This window comes from Clostridium hominis, from assembly GCF_014287825.1.
Lineage (GTDB): Bacteria > Bacillota > Clostridia > Clostridiales > Clostridiaceae > Clostridium > Clostridium hominis.
Genome location: NZ_JACOOO010000030.1, coordinates 23,437 through 42,992, shown reverse-complemented (window position 1 = coordinate 42,992; position 19,556 = coordinate 23,437). Strand labels below are relative to the sequence as shown.

Below are 19,556 nucleotides of genomic sequence, written 5' to 3'. Positions count from 1 at the left end.
GACATTCCATCAAAATAATATTCAATTGCTTTATATAAAACTTCTTCTAACTCTTTATCACTCATAAACTTATACTCCATTTTTATTAGGGAAGGGATTAACCTTCCCCATACTGTAACAACATCTAACTTAGCAATTGTTGTAATCCCGCTGCTTAGTTTAGACGCTAATCTATATAAGACATATTTGTTACCTAATCATTATTCTTTTTACAAGTTTCTTTCTAACTCTTGGCTTCCTAGTATTAACTAATATATGTATTAAATGTCCCTTATCTTTGCCATAGAGTTGTCTCAATAAGAATATTCTCTTATTCTTATCTATCCTTTTAATATCAAAACACCATTCTATCGGTTGAACTTCTCCAATATCATTTATTATATGAACTGCTGTAAAATCTTCTTCAGAAGATAAATCTACTTCTAATTCTTCATCGTTAGGTAAATAATCAATTTCTTGTCCATCAAATTCAAACTCTAGATTATCAGTTCCTTTAAATTTAAACTTTATCATATTAACTAACTTCTTAATTCCTTCTAGCATTTTATATACCCCCTAATATCCAAAAGCTGATTCTATTTCTTCTATTTCCTTTTTCTTCTTTTCAGATAACTCATAATTGTTATTATTAAACCTCTTAGAATTATTGCTAGTGTAATTACTTCCAACTGCTTCTATCATCTTCGGATTAGTCCAATCATTCTTTATAGCACTTATTAAAGCTCCTACCCTATTTTTAATAGACTGTCTTTCTCTAATTACAAAATACTTTTCTTTAACAACAGCAGCAGCAATATTATTTTCTACACAAAATTTATAGATAGCTTCTATTTCTTTTGTATCATAATAGTCTTTTAATATTCCCCACACTTCTTTATATAGCTGTTGCTCTATCTCTTGCTCTATCTCTTGCTCTATCTCTTGCTCTATCTCTGTGTTACTAATTGTTACTTTATTGTTACATTGTAACAACTTCTTTTTTTCTCTATGTTTTCTTACTCTTTCGGTGCTAGAACCCTCACTTCCTATTGAGGCTACTGTTTGAGGAAGTATATATTCATCTTGTGTAACTTCTTCTAATAGACCATGTTTCATTAAATAGGCAATAGTTAACTCAACATTATTTACATCTTCATCAATTTCTAATGCTAATTCCTCATAAAATGTATCTTCTACACCTTCAAAAAATAACTTCCCATTATCTTTCAAACTTAAAAGTTGAATCTTTAAGTAGATTATTGTAAATGTATCTCCCCCAGCAATTTTCCTAAGCTTTTTTATCTCTTTTTGTCTAAAGAAATTTTCTTTAAGCTTTAACCAATAATATCTCTTTGCCATAACTATATCCTTTCTGATATACTTAACTTGAATCTTTTTTGACGTGCCTTTACTTTGGTCGGTTAGGCATGTCTCTTTTTACGTCTTATAGCATTGCTATTTATCAATAATTCTAATGCTGTCTTTTCACTAAGTTGTTTTTTAGCCATTTATCATATATCCTCCTTTGCTCTACTGCTACTTCCTTATCTCTCTCTTCACTTACCATAAGCGTTGTTCTGTGACCTACTCCTAAAATACTTACCGCTAGTTCTAAACTACTTTGTATACTCAATTTTAATCCCTCCAAAACATCTTTTTATGTTCTTTTAGTCCTTCCCAAGTAGGTTTCTCTCCAATTTCTCTCGAGAACTCTACATAATCCTTTAATACTTGTACACTCATACTAATTGCTCCTTTTTTTGTATACTGACCTACAGACTCTTCTACAACTTGATAATCTCCGTATGATGTTAATATATGAACTGAGCTTGTTCCATCAGTATATTTAATTTTAGTTACTCCATATCCATTTTCAATCCATTGGCTATCAATTAAACTTTCTACTGCATATGCTCTAAATTTAATTTCTCTCATTTTTCTCCTCCTTATTTAATGAACAATACTTTCAAATTATTAATTCTTTAGTGAAAGCAGAATTAAAATTGCCCACAATAAATATCTAAACTCTTTTATAAAATTAGCATTCTCTCTTGCTTTACTTGCTTCTAAGACACATTTAAGCCCATATCCTAGTACAATAAATTTCAAAATAACTTGTATAAGATTAAAAGTTGCCATATTTTATTCCTCAACTTTCTCAATAATCTCTACATTATTGAAATACCAATTTAAACAATATATCTTTAATTCCTCATGCTCTATAAGTATAGGCATATCATCTTCATCTATTTGTGTTATAAACTTCTTCTCTTCTCCGCTACCTGAATAAACATCTATCCAAAAGTATCTTTCGTCCTTCTCAAAACTTAAATCTCCAATTTCAACTACCAATATTGATGATGTATCTACTTTCATTTCTGTATCTGTTGTTTTAATCATTTTTGACATATTTATTTACCTCCTACGCTACTCCATATTTAATAGCCATATCCTTTACTACAGCTAAATATATTTCTAATAATCTGCTATCTTCTCCAATAACATCTAGCTTATTTAATTTATCTCTCTTAGATTTACATACTCCTTCATCAGCCATTCTTCTACGCTTATTAGTTAGCTTTACAGATAATCTGGTACGTCCTCTTTCCTCTAAAATCTTGTAGCTTTCTTCTCTTAAAAGATTTATATTTTCATATCCGCCTAATTTTAAAGCTATTTTGCTTATTAAAGTTGATGTTTCTTTTCTCCAGTTAGTAGAATTAATAGCAACTATATACCTAATTCCTTGTATTTCTTCTTTAGCTTCTTCAGCTTTATCATTAGCCTCTAATGCTATTCTTTGAGTTTCTTTAGCTTCTAATTGTTGTTTAGCTACTGAATCAAATATTTTCTTAAACATTTGAAGTTCTGGACTTAATTCTGATGTGTTTAATGCCTGTCCTTTTAGCTCTTGTTCCATCTTATTAAAGGCTTCTATGTATTTAAGTTTCCATTGCAGTGCCCTACTGCCAGTGAAGCCCATTACTAAAAGTGAAAATCCATCTCTAGTAAGTAAATATTCTGGATAATACTTCCCTCTATTTTCATAAGTGCTTTCAATAATCATATTTTTCACAGCTGAATTTTCAGCCACCAAATTATTAATTGTTTGAAGTACATTTTTATGTTCTTTTTCAAAATCCTCTGCCACTTGTCTACTAGTTACGACTAACTCTCCATCAATTTTCTTAATTACTACATCTTTATGTTTATGTTTTAAATTTTCCATTTTTATCTCTCCTATCTCTTTTTCTTTTACAGCATTTTTCGCCATATCGACATTTTTTAAAGGCTTTTCAGCCTTATTTATCTTTAAGTTATTATTCTAAATACAGCTCTATTTCCTTACTAGGTGATGTGCAATACATCTTTGCAGTTTCAGCATTATAACACGCTTTAGTTAAAATATTTATCGCATCGCAATAAGCCTTTACCGTGCTATAACTTGGACAATCGCTCAACTTTTTATAAAGTCCACTTTTATACTCCTTTGCTAACTCGCCAACATCATAGCAATTCATATAATTCTGTATATAATCTATTACATGATCCATAACTTTCCCTCCTAAACTGATACATAATCTGTAACATTGTTTAAATCGCTAAAATCTTTTCCATTAGCCTCAACTAAGAATCTCTCAAATTCTATAGATGTTACTTTCAAACATCCAAGCTTTAACGCTTTTATATGCCCTGCTTTTATAAGTTTGTAAACTAAATTCACATTAATCTTTAATCTTGAAGCTACTTCACTAATTGTTAATAGTTCCAACATCTATCACTCCTTCATAATTCCTTGTGTCTTTTAAGACACCTTTAGGTTAAAAAAAATCTCCATAGCTTTATATGGTTCTATATCTAATATAGAAACAAGTGCTGAGATTTCCCTTCTTGTAAATTCAGATTTCCCGCAAATTTTTCTATATAATGCATTTTTACTTATTCCCATTTCTTTTGCTACTTCTGGTATAGTTTTTCCTTTAAGAACAATCAATGATCTTAAAATGTTCTCCATACATTCACCTCCTCTTGTGTCTTTGAGGACACTTTTAGTTTAATATTTTTATTTTCACTTGTCAACACTTTAAGACACTTTTTTTTAAAAAAAAGTTTAAAAGTTGCATAAAAGACACTAAATAGGTTATAATTACTTCATAAAGAAAGGAGTACTTATATGGAAATTAAGGATTTAATTAGAGAAAAAAGGCAAGAGTTAGGTCTTACTTATGAACAACTCGGCAATTTAGTGGGTGTTGGTAAGAGTACTGTTCGAAAATGGGAAACAGGTATGATTGAAAATATGAGAAGAGATAATATAATTTCTCTTGCAAAAGCTCTTCATATATCCCCCTCACTTTTAATGGGATGGACTATTAATGAAAATGCTGATAAATACTCTAAAGAAGAAGAAAAACATATAGAGGATTTACGAAAATTAAATGATCTGGGTAAGCATAAAGTCATTAGTTATACAAAAGACTTACTGGATAACTATAAATATAATAATCATCTTGCTCCAATAGCAGCCCATGATGATAATCTTTCAGAAGAAGAAAAAGAAAATATGAATAATATAATAAACAAATTTTTAAAAGATAGATTATAAATACTTATTGTGGGTGGGGATGATTTTTTCAAATGACTAAATATGAGAGACTATTACAAAAAGCTCATGAAAATGGTGCTAAGGTATATGAAATTGATTTAGGTACAGATTTGCCTTGTGGTAAGTGTGTTAATAATTTTATTTTTATAAACAGTAGAGTAAGTGATAAAGAAAAGTATTGTATATTATCAGAAGAGCTTGGCCATTACCATAAAACTGTCGGAAATATTACAGATCAATCTATAGTATCAAATGTTAAACAAGAATTAATCGCAAGAAAATGGGGATATGAGCGATTAGTAGGTATTGTAGATTTAATAAATGCTCATAAATCAGGGGTTAGAAATAAGTTTGAATTAGCAGAATATTTGCATATAACAGAAGAATTTCTTGAAAGTGCAATTGAATATTATCGTAGTAAATATGGAATAACTTATCAAATAGATAATTATATAATTTATTTTCATCCTAACTTTGGAGTTCTTGAAATAATTTAAACTTTGGAGGCGATATAATGAAATTTGAAAATATAGATGTTCAAAACGAATTCTATAAATTATATAAAAAATATAATTGTATGCATATTAATCTTGGAAATAGATATAATGATACACCTATGACATATGAAGATGTTCTTGCTATAGAAGAAAATTTAAAATTATCATCTAAATTCTTAGATGAATTAGATAATGAATAAAAATATCTACTGCAATGAAAGGAGGTGAAACTAATGCAAGGTGGTGTTAGAAAAAAAGGTGATACATGGTATTACTATTTTGACTTAGCTAAGGTTGATGGTAAGAGAAAAAAAATTGAAAGAAAGGGTGGATCAACTAAGAAGGAAGCTTTAACAGCATTAAGAAATGCAATTGCTGAGTATGAAAATGCTGGAACCTTAAAAAATGATAATGATATTAGCTATTCTGATTATCTTGATTATTGGATGAATAACTATGTGAAAATACAATGTAAAAGGACTACAGAAGCATTGTATAAAAGATACATAGAACAACATATTAAACCAATACTAGGATTATATAAACTTAAAACTTTAAATCCATCTATATTACAGGATTTCTTAAATAAAAAAAGTATAAATGGATTCTCTAAAAATACCGTTAGTAGCTTTTATGGATTATTATCAGGATCATTGAAGTACGCTGTTTATCCAATGAAATATATTAAAGAAAACCCTATGACATACGTACATATGCCTAGATATGACATATTACACAAAAAGGATAGCACTGAACTAAAAATTATATCATTAACTGATTTTAATAAAATGATAGAGAGGTTCCCTGTAGGTTCTAGCTTCTACATCCCATTACAAATAGCATTTCAAACTGGACTCCGTGCGAGTGAGGTAACTGGGCTTACATGGGATGATATTGACTTTAATAATTATACCTTAGAGGTTAATAAAATTTTAGTTAAGATAGGCCCTGAATGGACATTTGGCACACCCAAAACTCAAAGTAGTCATAGAATTATAAATATTGGTCCATCTCTAGTTAAAATACTACAGGATCATAAAATTTATCAAGATGAAATGAGAATTAAATATGGTCATTGGTATAGAGAAAGTAACTTTATATGTACTAAGGAAAACGGTGAAAATATAACAACAGAATCATTAAAATATCTTTCTAGAGTCGTTAATTATGAATTAAAGATTAATTTTAATTTTCATAGTTTAAGACATACTCACGCAACAATGCTAATTGAAAATGGTGCGAATATGAAAGATGTCCAAAATAGGTTAGGGCATTCCAAACTATCAACAACTATGGATACTTATGCACACGTTACGCCAAACATGCAAAGACAAACTGTTGATATATTTGAAAATGCCATAAATAATCCTACAAAAGGATAGTAACTTTCCACCCACCCACTTAAGTCGGTGGAAAGAGGGTGGAAAAATCATATAATAAATACATATAGACTTAGTTAAATAGCTTTATTTCTTAATTAATCTAACTACTGTCTCAGCATGCGGTGTATTTGGGAACATATCTTTAACCGTACTCTTCTCCACAATATATCCATGTGCTAATAATACATCTAAGTTTTCAACCATAGTCTTTGGATTACATGAAACGTAAATTATTTCTGGTGCATTAAATTTAATTACATAATCTAAAGCCTTTGGTGAAACTCCGCTTCTTGGTGGATCTAAAATTATTATGTCCGGTTTAACTTTTACTTGCTTAATAGTCTCCGCAACATCACCTGCTATAAATTCACAGTTAGTAAGCCCATTAAGATTAGCATTTTCTTTTGCAGCTTCTACAGCTTCTTCAATAAGCTCAAGTCCTATAACCTTTTTAGCATTTGGTGCAGCTATTTGACCTATAGTTCCTGTTCCGCAATAAAGATCGAATACTACTTTATTTTCACCGTCTCCCATAAATTCTCTTACTAAACTATAAAGACTTTCTGCGCCTTTAGAATTAGTTTGGAAGAATGAAAATGGTGATATTTTAAACTTAAGTCCTAATAAATTTTCTACTATATAATCTCTTCCAAATAATACATTAACCTTTTCAGGTATAACCGCATCAGATAATGAGTTATTTTCAGTATGTAGTACAGATACTAATTCTCCCTTATACTCTAAAGATTTAATTAGTTCTGTATATTCAGTAAGATCAAAATCTATTTGAGTTGTTGTAACTAAGTTAACCATAAGCTCACCAGTGTTAGTAGCTTTTCTAATTACAAGATGTCTTAAGTAACCTTCTCTCTTCATTACTCTATAATAAGGTAAATTTTGTTTTCTGAAATATTCAACTGTAGCTGTAAGAACCTTTCTGAAATCTTCGTCTATTATCATACAGTTATCAACTGTTAATACACCAAATGACTTACCTTTCATATGCATTCCAAGAGTAAGCTCTCCACCCTTTTCCATATCTCCAAAGGTAAACTCCATCTTATTTCTGTATTCCCAGTGGTTTTCACTACCTTTTACTCCAAGATACATTCCCATTGGTAAATCCTTAGAATCAAATAGTTCACATATTTCATGACTTAATAAGTCTAATTGCTTATCATAAGTTAAGTTTTGTGAACTACATCCACCACAAACCCCGAAATGTGGACATGGTGCTGATATTTCATACTCTGCTCTTTCTAATACTTCTACAAGTTTAGCTTCTGAATAATTTTCTCTATTTTTCTTTATAGTTCCCTTAATTACTTGACCAGGGAAAGCCCCTTTCACATAAATCTTTTTCCCCTCTAGTTCCCCAACTCCCATTGATGGAAATTCAATATTATCAATCTTTACTGTTACTTGGCTTCCTCTTCTCATAGTACACTCCTAAAATTTATTTTTTGTTCAACAAAGGAAAAACCACCTAATAAAATTCGGTGGTGTAAGTTCTTAGTTTTAAATCAAAGATTTATAAATAACTTATCTTAATATTAACTTTTTACCTACAGTTTTTCCTTCTAATATCTCTTGTGATATTGAATAGTATAATACGTTACTAACTATATATATTATAAGAAACATTTCATCTCTCATAGCAATTTCATAACCTACTACTCCTATTATTAAATCAAATATAAAGAAAAGAATCAATGCTATTCCTACTGCTAATATTTGGTCTAAAACTCCTGATAAAATAACTTTGAAAAAATGTGAAAACTTACCTTCAACTTTTACTACTTCTTCATAAACTTCTTCTTTTTCAGTATCTTGAACTTCTTCCTCAGTTATAATTTGTTCTACTTCATTCTCTACTAAATTTTCTTGATTTTTTTCCAAACCTTACTCCTCCAATTAAGATAAAACAAAAATCATTCCCCTACTTAAACTGATATTCCTTAGTTTGTAAAGTATATAATAAGAAATCATCAGTTATTGATATTGTTTCTCTTACTCCATCTAAATTATTTTCTATTGTAGTAGCATTATTATCTCCTGTTATCATGTCATAGATTTGCTGATTTAGCTCAGTGTAATCTCTTCCCGTTACTCCTGTAAATGCTTCAGAGAACGCAGAAAAAGAAGTTTCTCCAAAGTCAAATACACCTTCTTCTTCTATAGCTTTTTTATCTAATACTGATGAAATTTTCATTACAAGTTCACCAGTTGCTAAATCTGTACCATATTGTTTAAATCCATAATACATACTTTCTAATCTGTTTGGTTCTGGATCTTCAATATCTATATTTATATGATTATCATTTATTGATAACCCATTTGCATCTTCTTTTACTTCTTCTATTACTTCATACTCTAATCCATAAAAAGTAGCAGTCTCCTCTACTCTTGCTAAAATTTCCTTATGTAATTCAGACACTTCATCCCTAGTCAGGTCTTTTGCCCACTCTCCTGGAAGTGCATCTCTAGTTTCTACTTTAATAGGTGCAACATCATTATTAGCATCCTCTTTATTATCAGAACAACCTATCATTCCTAACACAAGCACTGTACTTAATATTATAGCCACTGTTCTTTTTATCATAATTAATACCCCCTACGATATTCTGTTTATATCAAAAATATTTTTTCCTAAATTTAATTAATTATAACATTTAATGTGACTTATTAAAAGGTTTTGCCACAATTTTCACTTTAACTTCATCTTTATTCTTGCATTTATATATCATATTTTGTAAATATTTTCATAGGGTTATCTCGTCTTTAATCTTCTCAAATGTCTTTTCACCTATCCCGTCTACATTTTTAATTTCGTCAATGGACTTAAAGCCACCACTTTTCTCTCTATAGTCTATTATACTTTGAGCCTTTACCTCTCCAATACCAGTAATCTTCTTTAACTCACTTATGTCTGCAAAGTTAATATTTATTAATTCATTTGATTCTGTACTAATTTCATTAAAAATATTAGTGCTACCTTTATCATTTATATTTGGTATAATAACAAGTTCATTATTTTTAAGCTTCTTTGCTCTATTTATGCTAGATATATCAGCTTCTTCTTTTAATCCACCAGCTATTTCAATTAACTCTTTAACTATACTGTCCTCTTCTAATTCATAAACATCTGGTCTTAAAACCTCTCCTTTTATTTCTACAAATATTTTTGATACATCTACTTTTTCCTTTTCATTGCTTACTAATACCTCTTTATTATCTATAGAATTGTCTTCAAAAATATCAGTTAATTCTTCATTACTATCTACGAATATATTATTCATATCTTGATTAGAAAATATTTTATTTCTATTTTTTCCATAAAGAATAATTGATGAAATAAATAAAATTGCTAATACTATTGTTATTGCTATTACCTTTTTATCCCTAAATTTATCCACTTTTAAATTTCTCCTTATTAAGAAATAATATCTAATATTATTAACATTTTTATGTAATTTAAACTTTTACATTGCAAAAGTTAATTTGCTCTAGAATAAATTTGTTATTTTTGTTAAAATAATTTAGTAAAATAATTGATATATGGGGAGAACTATATGAAAAAACTTATAACAAAACTCCTACCATTATTGTTCATTTGTACCATTTTAATAACAAATATTACAAGTATAAATACACATGCAGTGCCACTTTTAGAAGCACAAGGTGTAGTTTTAATGGATGGAAAATCAGGAGAAGTACTCTATTCGCAAAATGCTGATGTTCAATATGAACCTGCATCAATAACTAAAGTTATGACGGCTATAGTAGTATTAGAAAACACTAAATTAGATGATAAGGTTACTATAGGTACAAACCCTCCTTTAGTTGATGGTTCTGCAATCGGTATAAGAGAGGGAGAAGTCTATACTGTTGAAGAGTTACTAATAGCTATGTTATTAGAATCAGCTAATGATTGTGCTGAAGCTCTTGCTGAATTTGTCGCTGGTTCAAATGCTGAATTTGGAAAACTTATGACTGAAAGAGCTAAAGAACTAGGCTGTACTAATACAATCTTTAAAAACCCAAGTGGTCTACATGAAGAAGGGCATCTTACAACAGCTAATGATATGGCTAAAATTATGCGTTTTGCATTAAATTTTGATGACTTTTGCAGAATATCAAGAATTATATCATATAAATACGTAAATCACCCATATTCAGATGGTACTGAAAAGTGGGCTACAAATAGAAACAATTGCTATGTAGATTGGTCTCAATGGTATTATGAAAATATATACTGTGGTAAGACTGGATGGACTCCAGAAGCTAATCATACATATGTAGCTACAGCTGTTAAAGATGAGGAAGTATTAGTCGCTTCATTTTTAAATGCATATAATAAAGATACTCAATATACAAGTGTTGGTCAATTATTTGATTGGGGATTTGAAAACTTTGACTCAGTTAAATTATTTAACAAAGGTGATGTTGTCGGAGAATATCAAATAAGTGATAATACATCAATTCCTTTAGTAACCAATAAAGATATCTACTATACTTTATCAGCCGGACAAGATCCAAATGTTACAACAGCATTTAATTACGCTGATAAAGATTATTCTGAGAGTTCTATAAAAAAAGGTGACGTACTATTTAATGCTACACTTATTGTTAATGGTGAAAAATATACTACCTTAGAACTTTTAAGCGGAATTGATAGAGAATATACAGCAAAAATAAAAATAGAAAATACATTTAATAAGCTTATATCCAATAAAATAGTTATTGCTGTAATTGTAATATTAATTATTTCTTTAGCTATATATCTTTATATACGTAAAAGAAAAATTAATAAAAAAAGAGATTTTATGAGAAAGAAATATAACTTAAATATATAAAATTATTAGCTTTGCTAACAGGATAAATGTTCACTTCTTGAAAAGAAATATTAGCTTAGCTAAGAGAAATATTCAACTTCGTTTAAGATAAAAATTTTCCTTTGTCAAAAAAAAGAAATATTGTCTTACATAAAAAAGACTGTGATAGAAATACCTATCTCAGTCTTTTACTTTTCATCACTCCAAAGAGGAATCTTTTCATCTTTAAGTATAAAAGATTTAATCCAACCTCGAAATATGTTTTGATATTAAAAATCTTCTATTTCAAAGCTTTCAATAATTCTTGAATATCTTCTGGTAAGTTTGCTCTTAATGATAGTTCTTCTTTAGTTCTTGGTGATTTAAAATCTAATCCATAAGCATGTAGCGCTTGTCTTTTCATATACTTATTATCATCTTCATAACCGTATAATGTATCTCCATAAATTGGATGGCCTAGAGCCTTTAAGTGAACTCTTATCTGATGCGTTCTTCCTGTTTCTAATAAACACTCAACAACATCAGCATCTTTTAATCTTTCAACTACCTTATAATGAGTTATACTTCTTTGTCCTCTTTCGTCTATAACTCTTCTTATAGTGCCTTCTTCTTCTGGTCTATATATTGGTAAGTCTATAGTTCCTTCAGAATTTTCAAGGTGGCCGTGAACAACTGCTAAATACCTCTTTTCTACGTTATTCTCTTGCATCTCTTTTGATAATTCCATATGTGCATATTGATTTTTTGCAACTATTATAAGTCCTGATGTATCCATATCAAGACGACTTACAAGTCTTACTATACAATCTTGCCCTGTTTCTTTAAAATAATATAAAAGCCCATTAGCTAATGTACCTGATTGGTATCTTTTAGTTGGATGAACTACCATATTAGGTCTTTTATTGATAACTATTATATCTTTATCTTCATAAACAATATCTAAATCTATCTTTTCAGGTTCAATATTTTGACTTTCCTTCTTAGCTAGATTAATAACTATCTTATCATTATCTTTTAATACGTAATTCATTTTTACAGCAACATCATTTACAAAAATTCTTTTATCTATAGATGCACCTCTTATAAGTCTTGAAGATAATCCCATATGAAATTTAAGGAATTCCCTTATCTTCATTCCTTCAAATTCTTTATGTACAACTCTTTCTAAAGTACTCACCTTTACCTCCTTATGCAACTTCATCTTTACCAAGTAAAAACAATGGCAAATGTAAAATGACAAATGGCAAGTTATAGTGTCTATAATTTAAATTTGCCACTTGTCACTTGTCATTTGCCACTAAAAAATCATAATTTTTTTAAAATGCATCAAAGTCTTCTCCTAGAATTATTACAGCATCATAATTGCCGTATTCCTCATTATTATTCTTTTTGAAGTTATTAATTCCAGTATCAATCTTTAACTGCTCTTTTAAATCTTTGTCATCACACATTATTATAGATTTAGATCTCTTCTCAGCATTGTCTACTACTATACCAGAATATCCTATAGACTCCATCTCTGATTTAACATTCCCTGCTAAACCATTTATTCTAGTACCATTAAGAACTAAAATATTATAATCTGATCTTGATTTATCTTCAGATAAAACTTCACCTGATTTTATTGCAGCTAAAATTTCTCTATTCATACCTGATTCAACAACTAAGAAATATTCATCATATATTATCTCATCATATCCTTGAAGTGTATTCATTGATATTCCAGAGTTCGTTAAGAATTTTAATCCATATGATACCATCTTATCACCAGGCATATTTGTATCTATACTTTCTTTAACAACATCTAAAATCTTAGGTAGCTTAAACACAATAGTTGGATTTAAACACTTTTTCAATACTTGTTTCATAAATGCTTGTTGATTTCTTATTCTACCTAAATCTCCATCAACAAATCCAGTACCATCATTATTCTTTCTCCATCTAAAGAATTCTTCAGCTTTCTCACCATCTAAATGAACAGTTTCACCTTGATTAAAGTGAATATGCAAGTCTTGAGCATCATCATCATAATCCATTTGTTGCTCAATATACATATCAACTCCACCAATAGCATCTATAAAGTTTCTAAATGCATTATAATCTATCTCTACTATATAGTTTATAGTTGTTTCTAAAAGTGATTCAACATGCTTTATAACTTCTTCTTCTCCACCTAAAACATAAGCGTTGTTAATCTTCCAATAAGGTCTTAGGTTACCATATTCATCATAAGCATCTACTTGTATTAATGTATCTCTTGGAATAGATACAATATTAATCTTTTTAGTATTTGGATTATAGTTAAGAACCATCATTGTATCAGTTCTTCTTATAGACTTATTTTCCTCTTGATCAGCATCTCCTATATCCATTCCTAATATAAGAATATTCACTGGTTCATTTTTTCTAGGTGTTATTCCTGATTGTAAATCATTTTTCTTTAATGCTGTAATAAATGATATTACCGAAAAAAACATTGTAGAAATTATAAGCAACAATAAGAAGATAATAATAACTATTACCATCCTAGTTCTAGCTCTTCTTTTTGCCTTTTTTCTAAGCTCTCTTTTTCTTTCAAATTCTTCCCTAGCACTTTTAGTTATAAGCCTCGAATCTTTTTTAGGTCTATCTTTATCGCCATTACCCGCCATAATAACCCCCTCGTAACATAAAATTATAATTTTACATTGTTATACAATAAATAATTTCTAGCCTTAAAAGTATTCCCATCTATTGCCAAATTTCTATCAAGTAAATATTTAATAGTGTGCGTTAATGCTTTTACCATAGCTAAATCTAAATCCTCTTTAGCTACTTTTCTTAATTCATCTATACCATTAAACTTTCTGGATGGTTCAATTAAGTCTGCTAAGTATATTATTTTATCTAACCTACTCATATTTTCTTTTCCAGTTGTATGCCATCTCATAGCACTTAATATCTCATCATCTTCTATCTTAAATACTTTCTTTCCTAATATAGGTGCAACTATAGCATGCCATAACTCCATATTCTTTTCTTCGTCAATAGTTAGGCTTATCCCTTCCTCATCTATTAACTTTTTTAAATCGGTTACTTTCATGTTTTTAGCTATATCATGAGATAATGCTGCTATCTCAGCTTTAAACTTATTTTCACCATGTATTTCTGCTAATTCTATCGCTGTATTTACTACTCCAACAGTATGATTATATCTATTTTCAATAAGATTTTCTTTAAGATATTTATTCATTTCATAGATTCTAATCATTTAAATCCCCCTCATATAACCTATTATCGACTATATACTTTAAAACTTTATTTGGAAGAAAGAAATCAACTCTCTTTCCTTCTTCCAATCTTTCTCTAATCATTGAAGATGAAATATCAATATTAGCTACATTTAAAAGAATTATATTTGCATTATATTTTTCTTCTAGTTTAATCTTTTGCTTTTCTAATTCTTCTATTGAAAATTTCCCTCTATTAAAAACAACAAAGTTACAATCTTCTAGTATCTGATCTGGATTTCTCCACTTTTCAATATCCATTAGAGAATCTCCACCTGCAATAAAATATAGTTCTACATCATCCCGCTTTAATGTCTTTAATGTTTCATAAGTAAAACTAAGTCCTTGCTTTTCAATTTCATAATTACTAACCATAAAATCTTTATAACCTTCTATAGCAAGATTAACCATTTCAAGTCTGAATGATGAATCTATAATAGACTTATTCTTTTTATGTGGTGGATTACCTGCTGGCATAAATATTATAGTATCTAAATCTAATTGTTCTTTAGCCTCATATGCAATATAAAGATGTGCTAAGTGAATAGGATTAAAAGTACCACCCATTATGCCATAGCGTTTCATGATTATTTTCTATTTCCTTGTGGTATTTCTATTTTAGGCTTCTTTTCAGACTTTTTGTATAATACTATCTTGCTACCTATAGCTTGAATTCCTTCACAACCTATCTTTCTGCATATTTCATCAGAAGCTTCTCTAGCACCTAATCCACTATTCTCTAAAACCTTTATCTTTATAAGTTCTCTAGCTTCTAAAGCCTCTTCTAATTGATTCAAAAATGCCTCTTCTATACCGTTTTTACCTATTTGGAATATAGGATCCATAGTATTAGCTAATCCTCTTAAATAAGCTCTTTGCTTTCCTGTAATCATATAATATTTTCCTCCTATAAGATGTATTCAAATTCAAAGTCGTTTAATCTTACCATATCTCCATCTTCAATTCCCATTTCTCTAAGTCTATCAAGAACGCCTTTGTTTCTTAATACTTTATGGAAATATCTTAATGAGTCAGCATCATGAATATTAACTGCACTTAATAATCTATCAACGAATGATCCTGTAACAACATAAGTGTTGTATTCATCACTTTCTTCGATTTCAACTTCGTAAGTGAATCTCTTTTCTTCTTCTATATATCTCTCTTCATCTGGTATTTGTAAATCCATTATTGGAATTTCTGTTAACATCTTACCAGCTTCTTTAATAACCTCTTCTACTCCAGACTTAGTTGCTGCAGACATTTTGAATACTTTATCAAAGCCTAATTCATTAACCTTTTTCTTAAAGTCTTCAAAAACTTCATCATCATATAACATATCAGCCTTATTAGCTACAACTATTTGTGGTCTATCCCAAAGCTTTACAGAGTATTTCTTAAGTTCTTCATTTATCTTAACGAAATCTTCAAAAGCATCTCTACCTTCAACCCCTGATATATCTACAACATGAATTAAAAGTCTTGTTCTTTCAATATGTCTTAAGAAATCTAATCCTAGTCCTACACCTTCAGCAGCTCCTTCAATAATTCCTGGAATATCTGCCATAACAAATGAATTTATACCTTCAGCCTTAACAACTCCAAGATTTGGTTTTAATGTTGTAAAGTGATAATTTGCTATCTTTGGTCTTGCAGCAGTTACAGTTGAAAGTAAAGTTGATTTACCTACATTAGGGAAACCTACTAATCCAACGTCAGCAAGTAATTTTAATTCTAACATTAAAGTTCTTTCTTCTGCTGGCATACCTGGTTCTGCAAAATGTGGTGCCTGTCTTGTAGGTGTACAGAACTTACAATTCCCTTTACCGCCTTTACCACCTCTAGCGATAATAAATGTATCATCTTTATGTGAAAGGTCGCATATTACTTTGTTACTTTCAAAATCTCTTACAATAGTTCCCATTGGAACTCTTATGTATAAGTTTTCTCCGTCTTTTCCATAGCACTTTGAACCTGAACCATTACCACCAGCTTCAGCTACGAACTTTTTCTTATATTTAAAATCTAATAAAGTAGTTAATCCAGTATCAACAGTAAAGATAACGCTACCACCTTTACCACCATCTCCACCATCTGGTCCTCCTAATGGAACATACTTTTCTCTTCTAAAAGTAACTGCACCATTACCACCAGCACCTGACTTAACTAATATCTTGGCTCTATCTATAAACATAGTCTATACCTCCTAAGTATATATAAACATAATAACTTATCTTTTATTATGCCATAACTTACTAATTTTTATAATTGAAAATTAAGAATTAAAAATGAAGAATTAATGTGAAAAATCCTACGGAATTTTATCGCTAATTCTTAATTCTTAATTTTAAACTTTTAATTATTTAAGCATATTAATAAAAGCACCCAATGGGTGCTTTTATTATATAAATTATTCTGCTATTTCTTGAACTTCTACAGGATAAATAGAAACCTTTTTCTTGTCTCTACCCATTCTTTCGAATTTAACGATTCCGTCTTCTTTAGCAAATAGAGTATCATCTCCACCCTTACCTACGTTAACACCTGGGTGAATCTTAGTTCCTCTTTGTCTGTATAGAATGTTTCCAGCTAAAACGAATTCTCCGTCTGCAGCCTTAGCACCTAATCTTTTTGAATGAGAGTCTCTACCATTCTTTGAGCTACCTACCCCTTTTTTGTGGGCAAATAATTGAAGGTTCATCATTAACATATCCATTACACCTCCTCGTTTTTCAAACTTATATATTTATTTCGTTTATTTTTACCAAAACTAGCTTCTAAGGACATCATTAAGCTTTCCATAGACTTTTCAAAAGTCTTAAGTAAAACTTGCCCTTTTTCTATCTCATCTTCTTTAAGTCCAGATAAATTTAAAGATAAGTATCCATCATTTATTTCATACTTTACTGGAAGTTTTAAAACCTCCTCCATGCCTATTACAGCACCTTGAGATAAAACAGAAACTGAATTACATATTAAATCATATGCATCACCAATAGTGTTCTCAATTTCTTCTCTTGATAAAGCATGACCTGATATCTTAAATCCAAGAGATATATTACCTTTTTGTAAAATAGTAACTCTAATCATAACTTATAATTAAGCTTCGATTTTTTCGATTACTAACTTAGTGTAAGGTTGTCTGTGACCGTTCTTTCTTCTGTAGTCCTTCTTAGCCTTATACTTGAAAACTGTTATTTTCTTAGCTTTACCTTGAGCAACTACCTTAGCCACAACTTTAGCACCTTCTACAACTGGTGTACCAACTTTTAAAGTTTCACCATTTGAAACTGCTAATACTTCTGTTAATTCAACGTTTGAGTCAACTTCTACATTTAGCTTTTCAACGTATATTACGTCTCCTTCGCTAACTTTGTATTGTTTTCCTCCTGTAGTTAATACTGCGTACATTAAAAACACCTCCTCTATTTACGGATTCGCCAATGTAGGTACAAAGATTTAACTTTGTTTTATTAAAACCTTACTATGTGCGGTTCACTATGACATTTTATCACAAATTTATTCATCTTGTAAAGAAATTTATATAACTTTTAAACTGTTTTTATTTTGTAACTTTGGTAATTTTCTTTTTGACTTGCAAAAATCAATGGTTCAAGGTTATACCCCTCAAGATTATCTATAAAATTTAAGTAAATTTCTTTATCTAATCCATCTATTCTAGTTAAAAATCCAACTAAATCCTCTTTTACATTTTCTTTATAGCTTACATCAAGCTCAATGTAAAAATCATTTATTGAATTTTCTCTATAAGCTCTTAAAATTTCATTTTTAATTAAATTTTCTAAATAAGATAGCTTTAATATATATCCATTAGACTTACACTTTTTACAACTCTCTTCTAAGTATTCATATATAGATTTACCTTTTCTTCTTCTAGAAATTTGTACTAAGTCTAATTCAGTGAAAGGATATATTTTTGTATTACCCTTATCAGACTCTAGGGATTTTTTAAGAGTTTTCATAACAATAGGTCTTTGTCTATCATCTCTCATATCAATAAAATCAACTACTATTATTCCACTTAGATTTCTAAGTTTAATCTGTCTACCAATTTCTTTAGCAGCTTCCATATTAGTTTCAAATATTGTTCTATTAAAATCTCTTGCTTTTGTATGCTTACCACTATTTACATCAATAACATACATAGCCTCAGTTTTATCTATAACTATATATCCACCTGACTCTAGGTTTACTTTTTTATGTCTTAACTTTAGTATTTCCTTCTCTATCCCATAATAATCAAAGAGACTTATATGTCCATCATAATATTTCATAGATATATTATCTTTACTTTTTATAAATTCTTCTATAATTTTTACCTGCTCTTTATCATCACAAACTATAGTAGTTTTTATATTATCTAATTCTGAAAAAAATCTTACCATTAAACTATTACTATCTATCTTTCCTAGATGAGTTGAATAATTTAGCTTTCTTTCTAATTGTTCTTTCTTTTTAAGTAAAGAATCTAAATCTTTTAAAATTTCTTCACTTTCAGCCTCCTCAGCATCAGTTCTAAAAAGAACCTCTACATCTCTTGGTGGCTTTATAAGTGTAGTCAATCTTTGTCTAGCTTCTAATGATGCTATTCTCTTAGATAATTTTATCCCTTCACTACCTAAAGTTAATACAGCATACTTCCCTGCTATACTTGCTTTATGAGTCACCTTAGCCCCTTTATTTCCTAATGGTTCCTTCAAAACTTCAACTAATATATCTTGACCTTTTTTAACAGCTAGTCTTTTTAATTCATCACTATAATACATATAAGCTTCTTTTTCTAAACCTATATCAATAAAAATCGAATTAATAGAAGGTAGAATATTTTTTATTCTACCTTTGTATATCTCACCAATTTGAGGGTCAGTAGAACGTTCTTCTACAATACATTCTACTAATTCCCCATTTTCTTTTACTGCAATTTTCAAAAAGTCTTCTTCATTTAGAACAAATACTTCTTTCATAAT

General features: G+C 29.4%; 29 protein-coding genes. 5 read left to right on the top strand and 24 right to left on the bottom strand.

Annotated features, from left to right (window positions below; translation table 11 throughout):
- Positions 1-189: 189 nt before the first annotated feature.
- The 10 genes from H8S20_RS13245 to H8S20_RS13200 form a co-directional block, all read right to left on the bottom strand.
- Positions 190-543, bottom strand: a complete 354-nt coding sequence (locus H8S20_RS13245; RefSeq protein ID WP_186860431.1) for a hypothetical protein — start codon at positions 541-543, stop codon at positions 190-192.
- Positions 544-555: 12 nt separating this feature from the next.
- Positions 556-1,338, bottom strand: coding sequence for a phage replisome organizer N-terminal domain-containing protein (locus tag H8S20_RS13240; RefSeq protein WP_186860430.1), 783 nt, complete (start codon positions 1,336-1,338; stop codon positions 556-558).
- A 112-nt stretch (positions 1,339-1,450) separates the two neighbouring features.
- On the bottom strand, positions 1,451-1,612 hold the full coding sequence (locus H8S20_RS13235; protein WP_186860429.1) for a hypothetical protein: 162 nt from the start codon (positions 1,610-1,612) through the stop codon (positions 1,451-1,453).
- 2 nt (positions 1,613-1,614) lie between these two features.
- Positions 1,615-1,914: a hypothetical protein gene (locus tag H8S20_RS13230; RefSeq protein ID WP_186860428.1), complete on the bottom strand. Its 300-nt coding sequence runs from the start codon at positions 1,912-1,914 to the stop codon at positions 1,615-1,617.
- 39 nt (positions 1,915-1,953) lie between these two features.
- Entirely contained in the window at positions 1,954-2,118 is a 165-nt protein-coding gene (locus H8S20_RS13225; protein ID WP_186860427.1) for a hypothetical protein, read from the bottom strand.
- A gap of 3 nt (positions 2,119-2,121) precedes the next feature.
- Positions 2,122-2,388 carry a hypothetical protein gene (locus H8S20_RS13220; protein WP_186860426.1) on the bottom strand — a complete coding sequence of 89 codons (267 nt, stop codon included), beginning with the start codon at positions 2,386-2,388 and terminating at the stop codon, positions 2,122-2,124.
- Between the two features lie 13 nt (positions 2,389-2,401).
- A complete protein-coding gene (locus H8S20_RS13215; RefSeq protein WP_243177672.1) occupies positions 2,402-3,253 on the bottom strand; it encodes a Rha family transcriptional regulator in 852 nt (283 codons plus the stop codon).
- Between the two features lie 46 nt (positions 3,254-3,299).
- Positions 3,300-3,533, bottom strand: coding sequence for a hypothetical protein (locus tag H8S20_RS13210; protein ID WP_186860425.1), 234 nt, complete (start codon positions 3,531-3,533; stop codon positions 3,300-3,302).
- An 11-nt stretch (positions 3,534-3,544) separates the two neighbouring features.
- On the bottom strand, positions 3,545-3,754 hold the full coding sequence (locus H8S20_RS13205) for a helix-turn-helix domain-containing protein (protein WP_366456254.1): 210 nt from the start codon (positions 3,752-3,754) through the stop codon (positions 3,545-3,547).
- 30 nt (positions 3,755-3,784) lie between these two features.
- The gene (locus H8S20_RS13200; protein WP_186860424.1) at positions 3,785-3,994 is read right to left on the bottom strand and encodes a helix-turn-helix domain-containing protein; all 210 of its coding nucleotides are present in this window, start codon (positions 3,992-3,994) and stop codon (positions 3,785-3,787) included.
- Positions 3,995-4,153: 159 nt separating this feature from the next.
- Between H8S20_RS13200 and H8S20_RS13195 the strand changes: the two genes are divergently transcribed.
- Genes H8S20_RS13195 through H8S20_RS13180 form a run of 4 tightly spaced genes read left to right on the top strand, consistent with a single transcriptional unit; the run spans position 4,154 to position 6,464 of the window.
- Complete coding sequence (locus H8S20_RS13195) at positions 4,154-4,585, top strand: helix-turn-helix domain-containing protein (RefSeq protein ID WP_207725329.1); 432 nt, start codon at positions 4,154-4,156, stop codon at positions 4,583-4,585.
- Between the two features lie 32 nt (positions 4,586-4,617).
- The gene (locus tag H8S20_RS13190; protein WP_186860423.1) at positions 4,618-5,082 is read left to right on the top strand and encodes an ImmA/IrrE family metallo-endopeptidase; all 465 of its coding nucleotides are present in this window, start codon (positions 4,618-4,620) and stop codon (positions 5,080-5,082) included.
- A gap of 17 nt (positions 5,083-5,099) precedes the next feature.
- Positions 5,100-5,282, top strand: a complete 183-nt coding sequence (locus H8S20_RS13185) for a hypothetical protein (protein ID WP_186860422.1) — start codon at positions 5,100-5,102, stop codon at positions 5,280-5,282.
- A gap of 33 nt (positions 5,283-5,315) precedes the next feature.
- Complete coding sequence (locus H8S20_RS13180; protein ID WP_186860421.1) at positions 5,316-6,464, top strand: site-specific integrase; 1,149 nt, start codon at positions 5,316-5,318, stop codon at positions 6,462-6,464.
- 84 nt (positions 6,465-6,548) lie between these two features.
- Here the strand turns inward: H8S20_RS13180 and rlmD are convergent, their stop codons facing one another.
- The 4 genes from rlmD to H8S20_RS13160 all read right to left on the bottom strand — a co-directional run bounded on the left by rlmD (position 6,549) and on the right by H8S20_RS13160 (position 9,880).
- Positions 6,549-7,904 (bottom strand): 23S rRNA (uracil(1939)-C(5))-methyltransferase RlmD, encoded by a 1,356-nt coding sequence (gene rlmD, locus H8S20_RS13175; protein ID WP_186860420.1) that lies wholly within the window; start codon positions 7,902-7,904, stop codon positions 6,549-6,551.
- A 102-nt stretch (positions 7,905-8,006) separates the two neighbouring features.
- A complete protein-coding gene (locus H8S20_RS13170) occupies positions 8,007-8,363 on the bottom strand; it encodes a hypothetical protein (protein ID WP_186860419.1) in 357 nt (118 codons plus the stop codon).
- A gap of 40 nt (positions 8,364-8,403) precedes the next feature.
- The gene (locus tag H8S20_RS13165; protein WP_186860418.1) at positions 8,404-9,066 is read right to left on the bottom strand and encodes a hypothetical protein; all 663 of its coding nucleotides are present in this window, start codon (positions 9,064-9,066) and stop codon (positions 8,404-8,406) included.
- 160 nt (positions 9,067-9,226) lie between these two features.
- Positions 9,227-9,880 carry a helix-hairpin-helix domain-containing protein gene (locus H8S20_RS13160; protein WP_366456249.1) on the bottom strand — a complete coding sequence of 218 codons (654 nt, stop codon included), beginning with the start codon at positions 9,878-9,880 and terminating at the stop codon, positions 9,227-9,229.
- Between the two features lie 156 nt (positions 9,881-10,036).
- Between H8S20_RS13160 and H8S20_RS13155 the strand changes: the two genes are divergently transcribed.
- On the top strand, positions 10,037-11,320 hold the full coding sequence (locus tag H8S20_RS13155; protein ID WP_186860417.1) for a D-alanyl-D-alanine carboxypeptidase family protein: 1,284 nt from the start codon (positions 10,037-10,039) through the stop codon (positions 11,318-11,320).
- A gap of 259 nt (positions 11,321-11,579) precedes the next feature.
- Here H8S20_RS13155 and H8S20_RS13150 read toward each other — a convergent pair whose 3' ends face one another.
- From H8S20_RS13150 to H8S20_RS13105, 10 genes are all read right to left on the bottom strand, one after another.
- Positions 11,580-12,476, bottom strand: a complete 897-nt coding sequence (locus H8S20_RS13150) for an RluA family pseudouridine synthase (RefSeq protein WP_186860416.1) — start codon at positions 12,474-12,476, stop codon at positions 11,580-11,582.
- A gap of 139 nt (positions 12,477-12,615) precedes the next feature.
- Entirely contained in the window at positions 12,616-13,950 is a 1,335-nt protein-coding gene (locus tag H8S20_RS13145) for an LCP family protein (RefSeq protein WP_186860415.1), read from the bottom strand.
- A gap of 23 nt (positions 13,951-13,973) precedes the next feature.
- Positions 13,974-14,549: a bis(5'-nucleosyl)-tetraphosphatase (symmetrical) YqeK gene (gene yqeK, locus H8S20_RS13140; RefSeq protein ID WP_186860414.1), complete on the bottom strand. Its 576-nt coding sequence runs from the start codon at positions 14,547-14,549 to the stop codon at positions 13,974-13,976.
- Complete coding sequence (gene nadD / locus H8S20_RS13135) at positions 14,542-15,153, bottom strand: nicotinate-nucleotide adenylyltransferase (RefSeq protein ID WP_186860413.1); 612 nt, start codon at positions 15,151-15,153, stop codon at positions 14,542-14,544. The genes yqeK and nadD overlap by 8 nt, the downstream gene beginning before the upstream one ends.
- 2 nt (positions 15,154-15,155) lie before the next feature.
- Positions 15,156-15,461 (bottom strand): ribosome assembly RNA-binding protein YhbY, encoded by a 306-nt coding sequence (yhbY, locus tag H8S20_RS13130; RefSeq protein WP_032117318.1) that lies wholly within the window; start codon positions 15,459-15,461, stop codon positions 15,156-15,158.
- A gap of 14 nt (positions 15,462-15,475) precedes the next feature.
- The gene (obgE, locus tag H8S20_RS13125; RefSeq protein WP_032117317.1) at positions 15,476-16,762 is read right to left on the bottom strand and encodes a GTPase ObgE; all 1,287 of its coding nucleotides are present in this window, start codon (positions 16,760-16,762) and stop codon (positions 15,476-15,478) included.
- 216 nt (positions 16,763-16,978) lie between these two features.
- On the bottom strand, positions 16,979-17,278 hold the full coding sequence (gene rpmA / locus H8S20_RS13120; protein WP_032118458.1) for a 50S ribosomal protein L27: 300 nt from the start codon (positions 17,276-17,278) through the stop codon (positions 16,979-16,981).
- A gap of 5 nt (positions 17,279-17,283) precedes the next feature.
- Positions 17,284-17,658, bottom strand: a complete 375-nt coding sequence (locus tag H8S20_RS13115; protein ID WP_032117316.1) for a ribosomal-processing cysteine protease Prp — start codon at positions 17,656-17,658, stop codon at positions 17,284-17,286.
- A gap of 9 nt (positions 17,659-17,667) precedes the next feature.
- Positions 17,668-17,979: a 50S ribosomal protein L21 gene (gene rplU / locus H8S20_RS13110; RefSeq protein WP_032117315.1), complete on the bottom strand. Its 312-nt coding sequence runs from the start codon at positions 17,977-17,979 to the stop codon at positions 17,668-17,670.
- Between the two features lie 140 nt (positions 17,980-18,119).
- Positions 18,120-19,553 carry an Rne/Rng family ribonuclease gene (locus H8S20_RS13105; protein ID WP_032117314.1) on the bottom strand — a complete coding sequence of 478 codons (1,434 nt, stop codon included), beginning with the start codon at positions 19,551-19,553 and terminating at the stop codon, positions 18,120-18,122.
- Between the last annotated feature and the right edge of the window lie 3 nt (positions 19,554-19,556).

Coding starts and splice junctions, on each gene's coding strand:
- H8S20_RS13230 (WP_186860428.1), bottom strand. CDS start 1,914: ATGAGAGAAATTAAATTTAGAGCATATGCAGTAGAAAGTTTAATTGAT.
- H8S20_RS13240 (WP_186860430.1), bottom strand. CDS start 1,338: ATGGCAAAGAGATATTATTGGTTAAAGCTTAAAGAAAATTTCTTTAGA.
- H8S20_RS13195 (WP_207725329.1), top strand. CDS start 4,154: ATGGAAATTAAGGATTTAATTAGAGAAAAAAGGCAAGAGTTAGGTCTT.
- H8S20_RS13225 (WP_186860427.1), bottom strand. CDS start 2,118: ATGGCAACTTTTAATCTTATACAAGTTATTTTGAAATTTATTGTACTA.
- H8S20_RS13205 (WP_366456254.1), bottom strand. CDS start 3,754: ATGTTGGAACTATTAACAATTAGTGAAGTAGCTTCAAGATTAAAGATT.
- rpmA (WP_032118458.1), bottom strand. CDS start 17,278: ATGTTAATGATGAACCTTCAATTATTTGCCCACAAAAAAGGGGTAGGT.
- H8S20_RS13215 (WP_243177672.1), bottom strand. CDS start 3,253: ATGGCGAAAAATGCTGTAAAAGAAAAAGAGATAGGAGAGATAAAAATG.
- H8S20_RS13245 (WP_186860431.1), bottom strand. CDS start 543: ATGCTAGAAGGAATTAAGAAGTTAGTTAATATGATAAAGTTTAAATTT.
- rplU (WP_032117315.1), bottom strand. CDS start 17,979: ATGTACGCAGTATTAACTACAGGAGGAAAACAATACAAAGTTAGCGAA.
- nadD (WP_186860413.1), bottom strand. CDS start 15,153: ATGAAACGCTATGGCATAATGGGTGGTACTTTTAATCCTATTCACTTA.
- H8S20_RS13155 (WP_186860417.1), top strand. CDS start 10,037: ATGAAAAAACTTATAACAAAACTCCTACCATTATTGTTCATTTGTACC.
- yhbY (WP_032117318.1), bottom strand. CDS start 15,461: ATGATTACAGGAAAGCAAAGAGCTTATTTAAGAGGATTAGCTAATACT.
- H8S20_RS13190 (WP_186860423.1), top strand. CDS start 4,618: ATGACTAAATATGAGAGACTATTACAAAAAGCTCATGAAAATGGTGCT.
- rlmD (WP_186860420.1), bottom strand. CDS start 7,904: ATGAGAAGAGGAAGCCAAGTAACAGTAAAGATTGATAATATTGAATTT.
- yqeK (WP_186860414.1), bottom strand. CDS start 14,549: ATGATTAGAATCTATGAAATGAATAAATATCTTAAAGAAAATCTTATT.
- H8S20_RS13115 (WP_032117316.1), bottom strand. CDS start 17,658: ATGATTAGAGTTACTATTTTACAAAAAGGTAATATATCTCTTGGATTT.
- H8S20_RS13180 (WP_186860421.1), top strand. CDS start 5,316: ATGCAAGGTGGTGTTAGAAAAAAAGGTGATACATGGTATTACTATTTT.
- H8S20_RS13185 (WP_186860422.1), top strand. CDS start 5,100: ATGAAATTTGAAAATATAGATGTTCAAAACGAATTCTATAAATTATAT.
- H8S20_RS13165 (WP_186860418.1), bottom strand. CDS start 9,066: ATGATAAAAAGAACAGTGGCTATAATATTAAGTACAGTGCTTGTGTTA.
- H8S20_RS13210 (WP_186860425.1), bottom strand. CDS start 3,533: ATGGATCATGTAATAGATTATATACAGAATTATATGAATTGCTATGAT.
- H8S20_RS13220 (WP_186860426.1), bottom strand. CDS start 2,388: ATGTCAAAAATGATTAAAACAACAGATACAGAAATGAAAGTAGATACA.
- H8S20_RS13105 (WP_032117314.1), bottom strand. CDS start 19,553: ATGAAAGAAGTATTTGTTCTAAATGAAGAAGACTTTTTGAAAATTGCA.
- obgE (WP_032117317.1), bottom strand. CDS start 16,762: ATGTTTATAGATAGAGCCAAGATATTAGTTAAGTCAGGTGCTGGTGGT.
- H8S20_RS13200 (WP_186860424.1), bottom strand. CDS start 3,994: ATGGAGAACATTTTAAGATCATTGATTGTTCTTAAAGGAAAAACTATA.
- H8S20_RS13145 (WP_186860415.1), bottom strand. CDS start 13,950: ATGGCGGGTAATGGCGATAAAGATAGACCTAAAAAAGATTCGAGGCTT.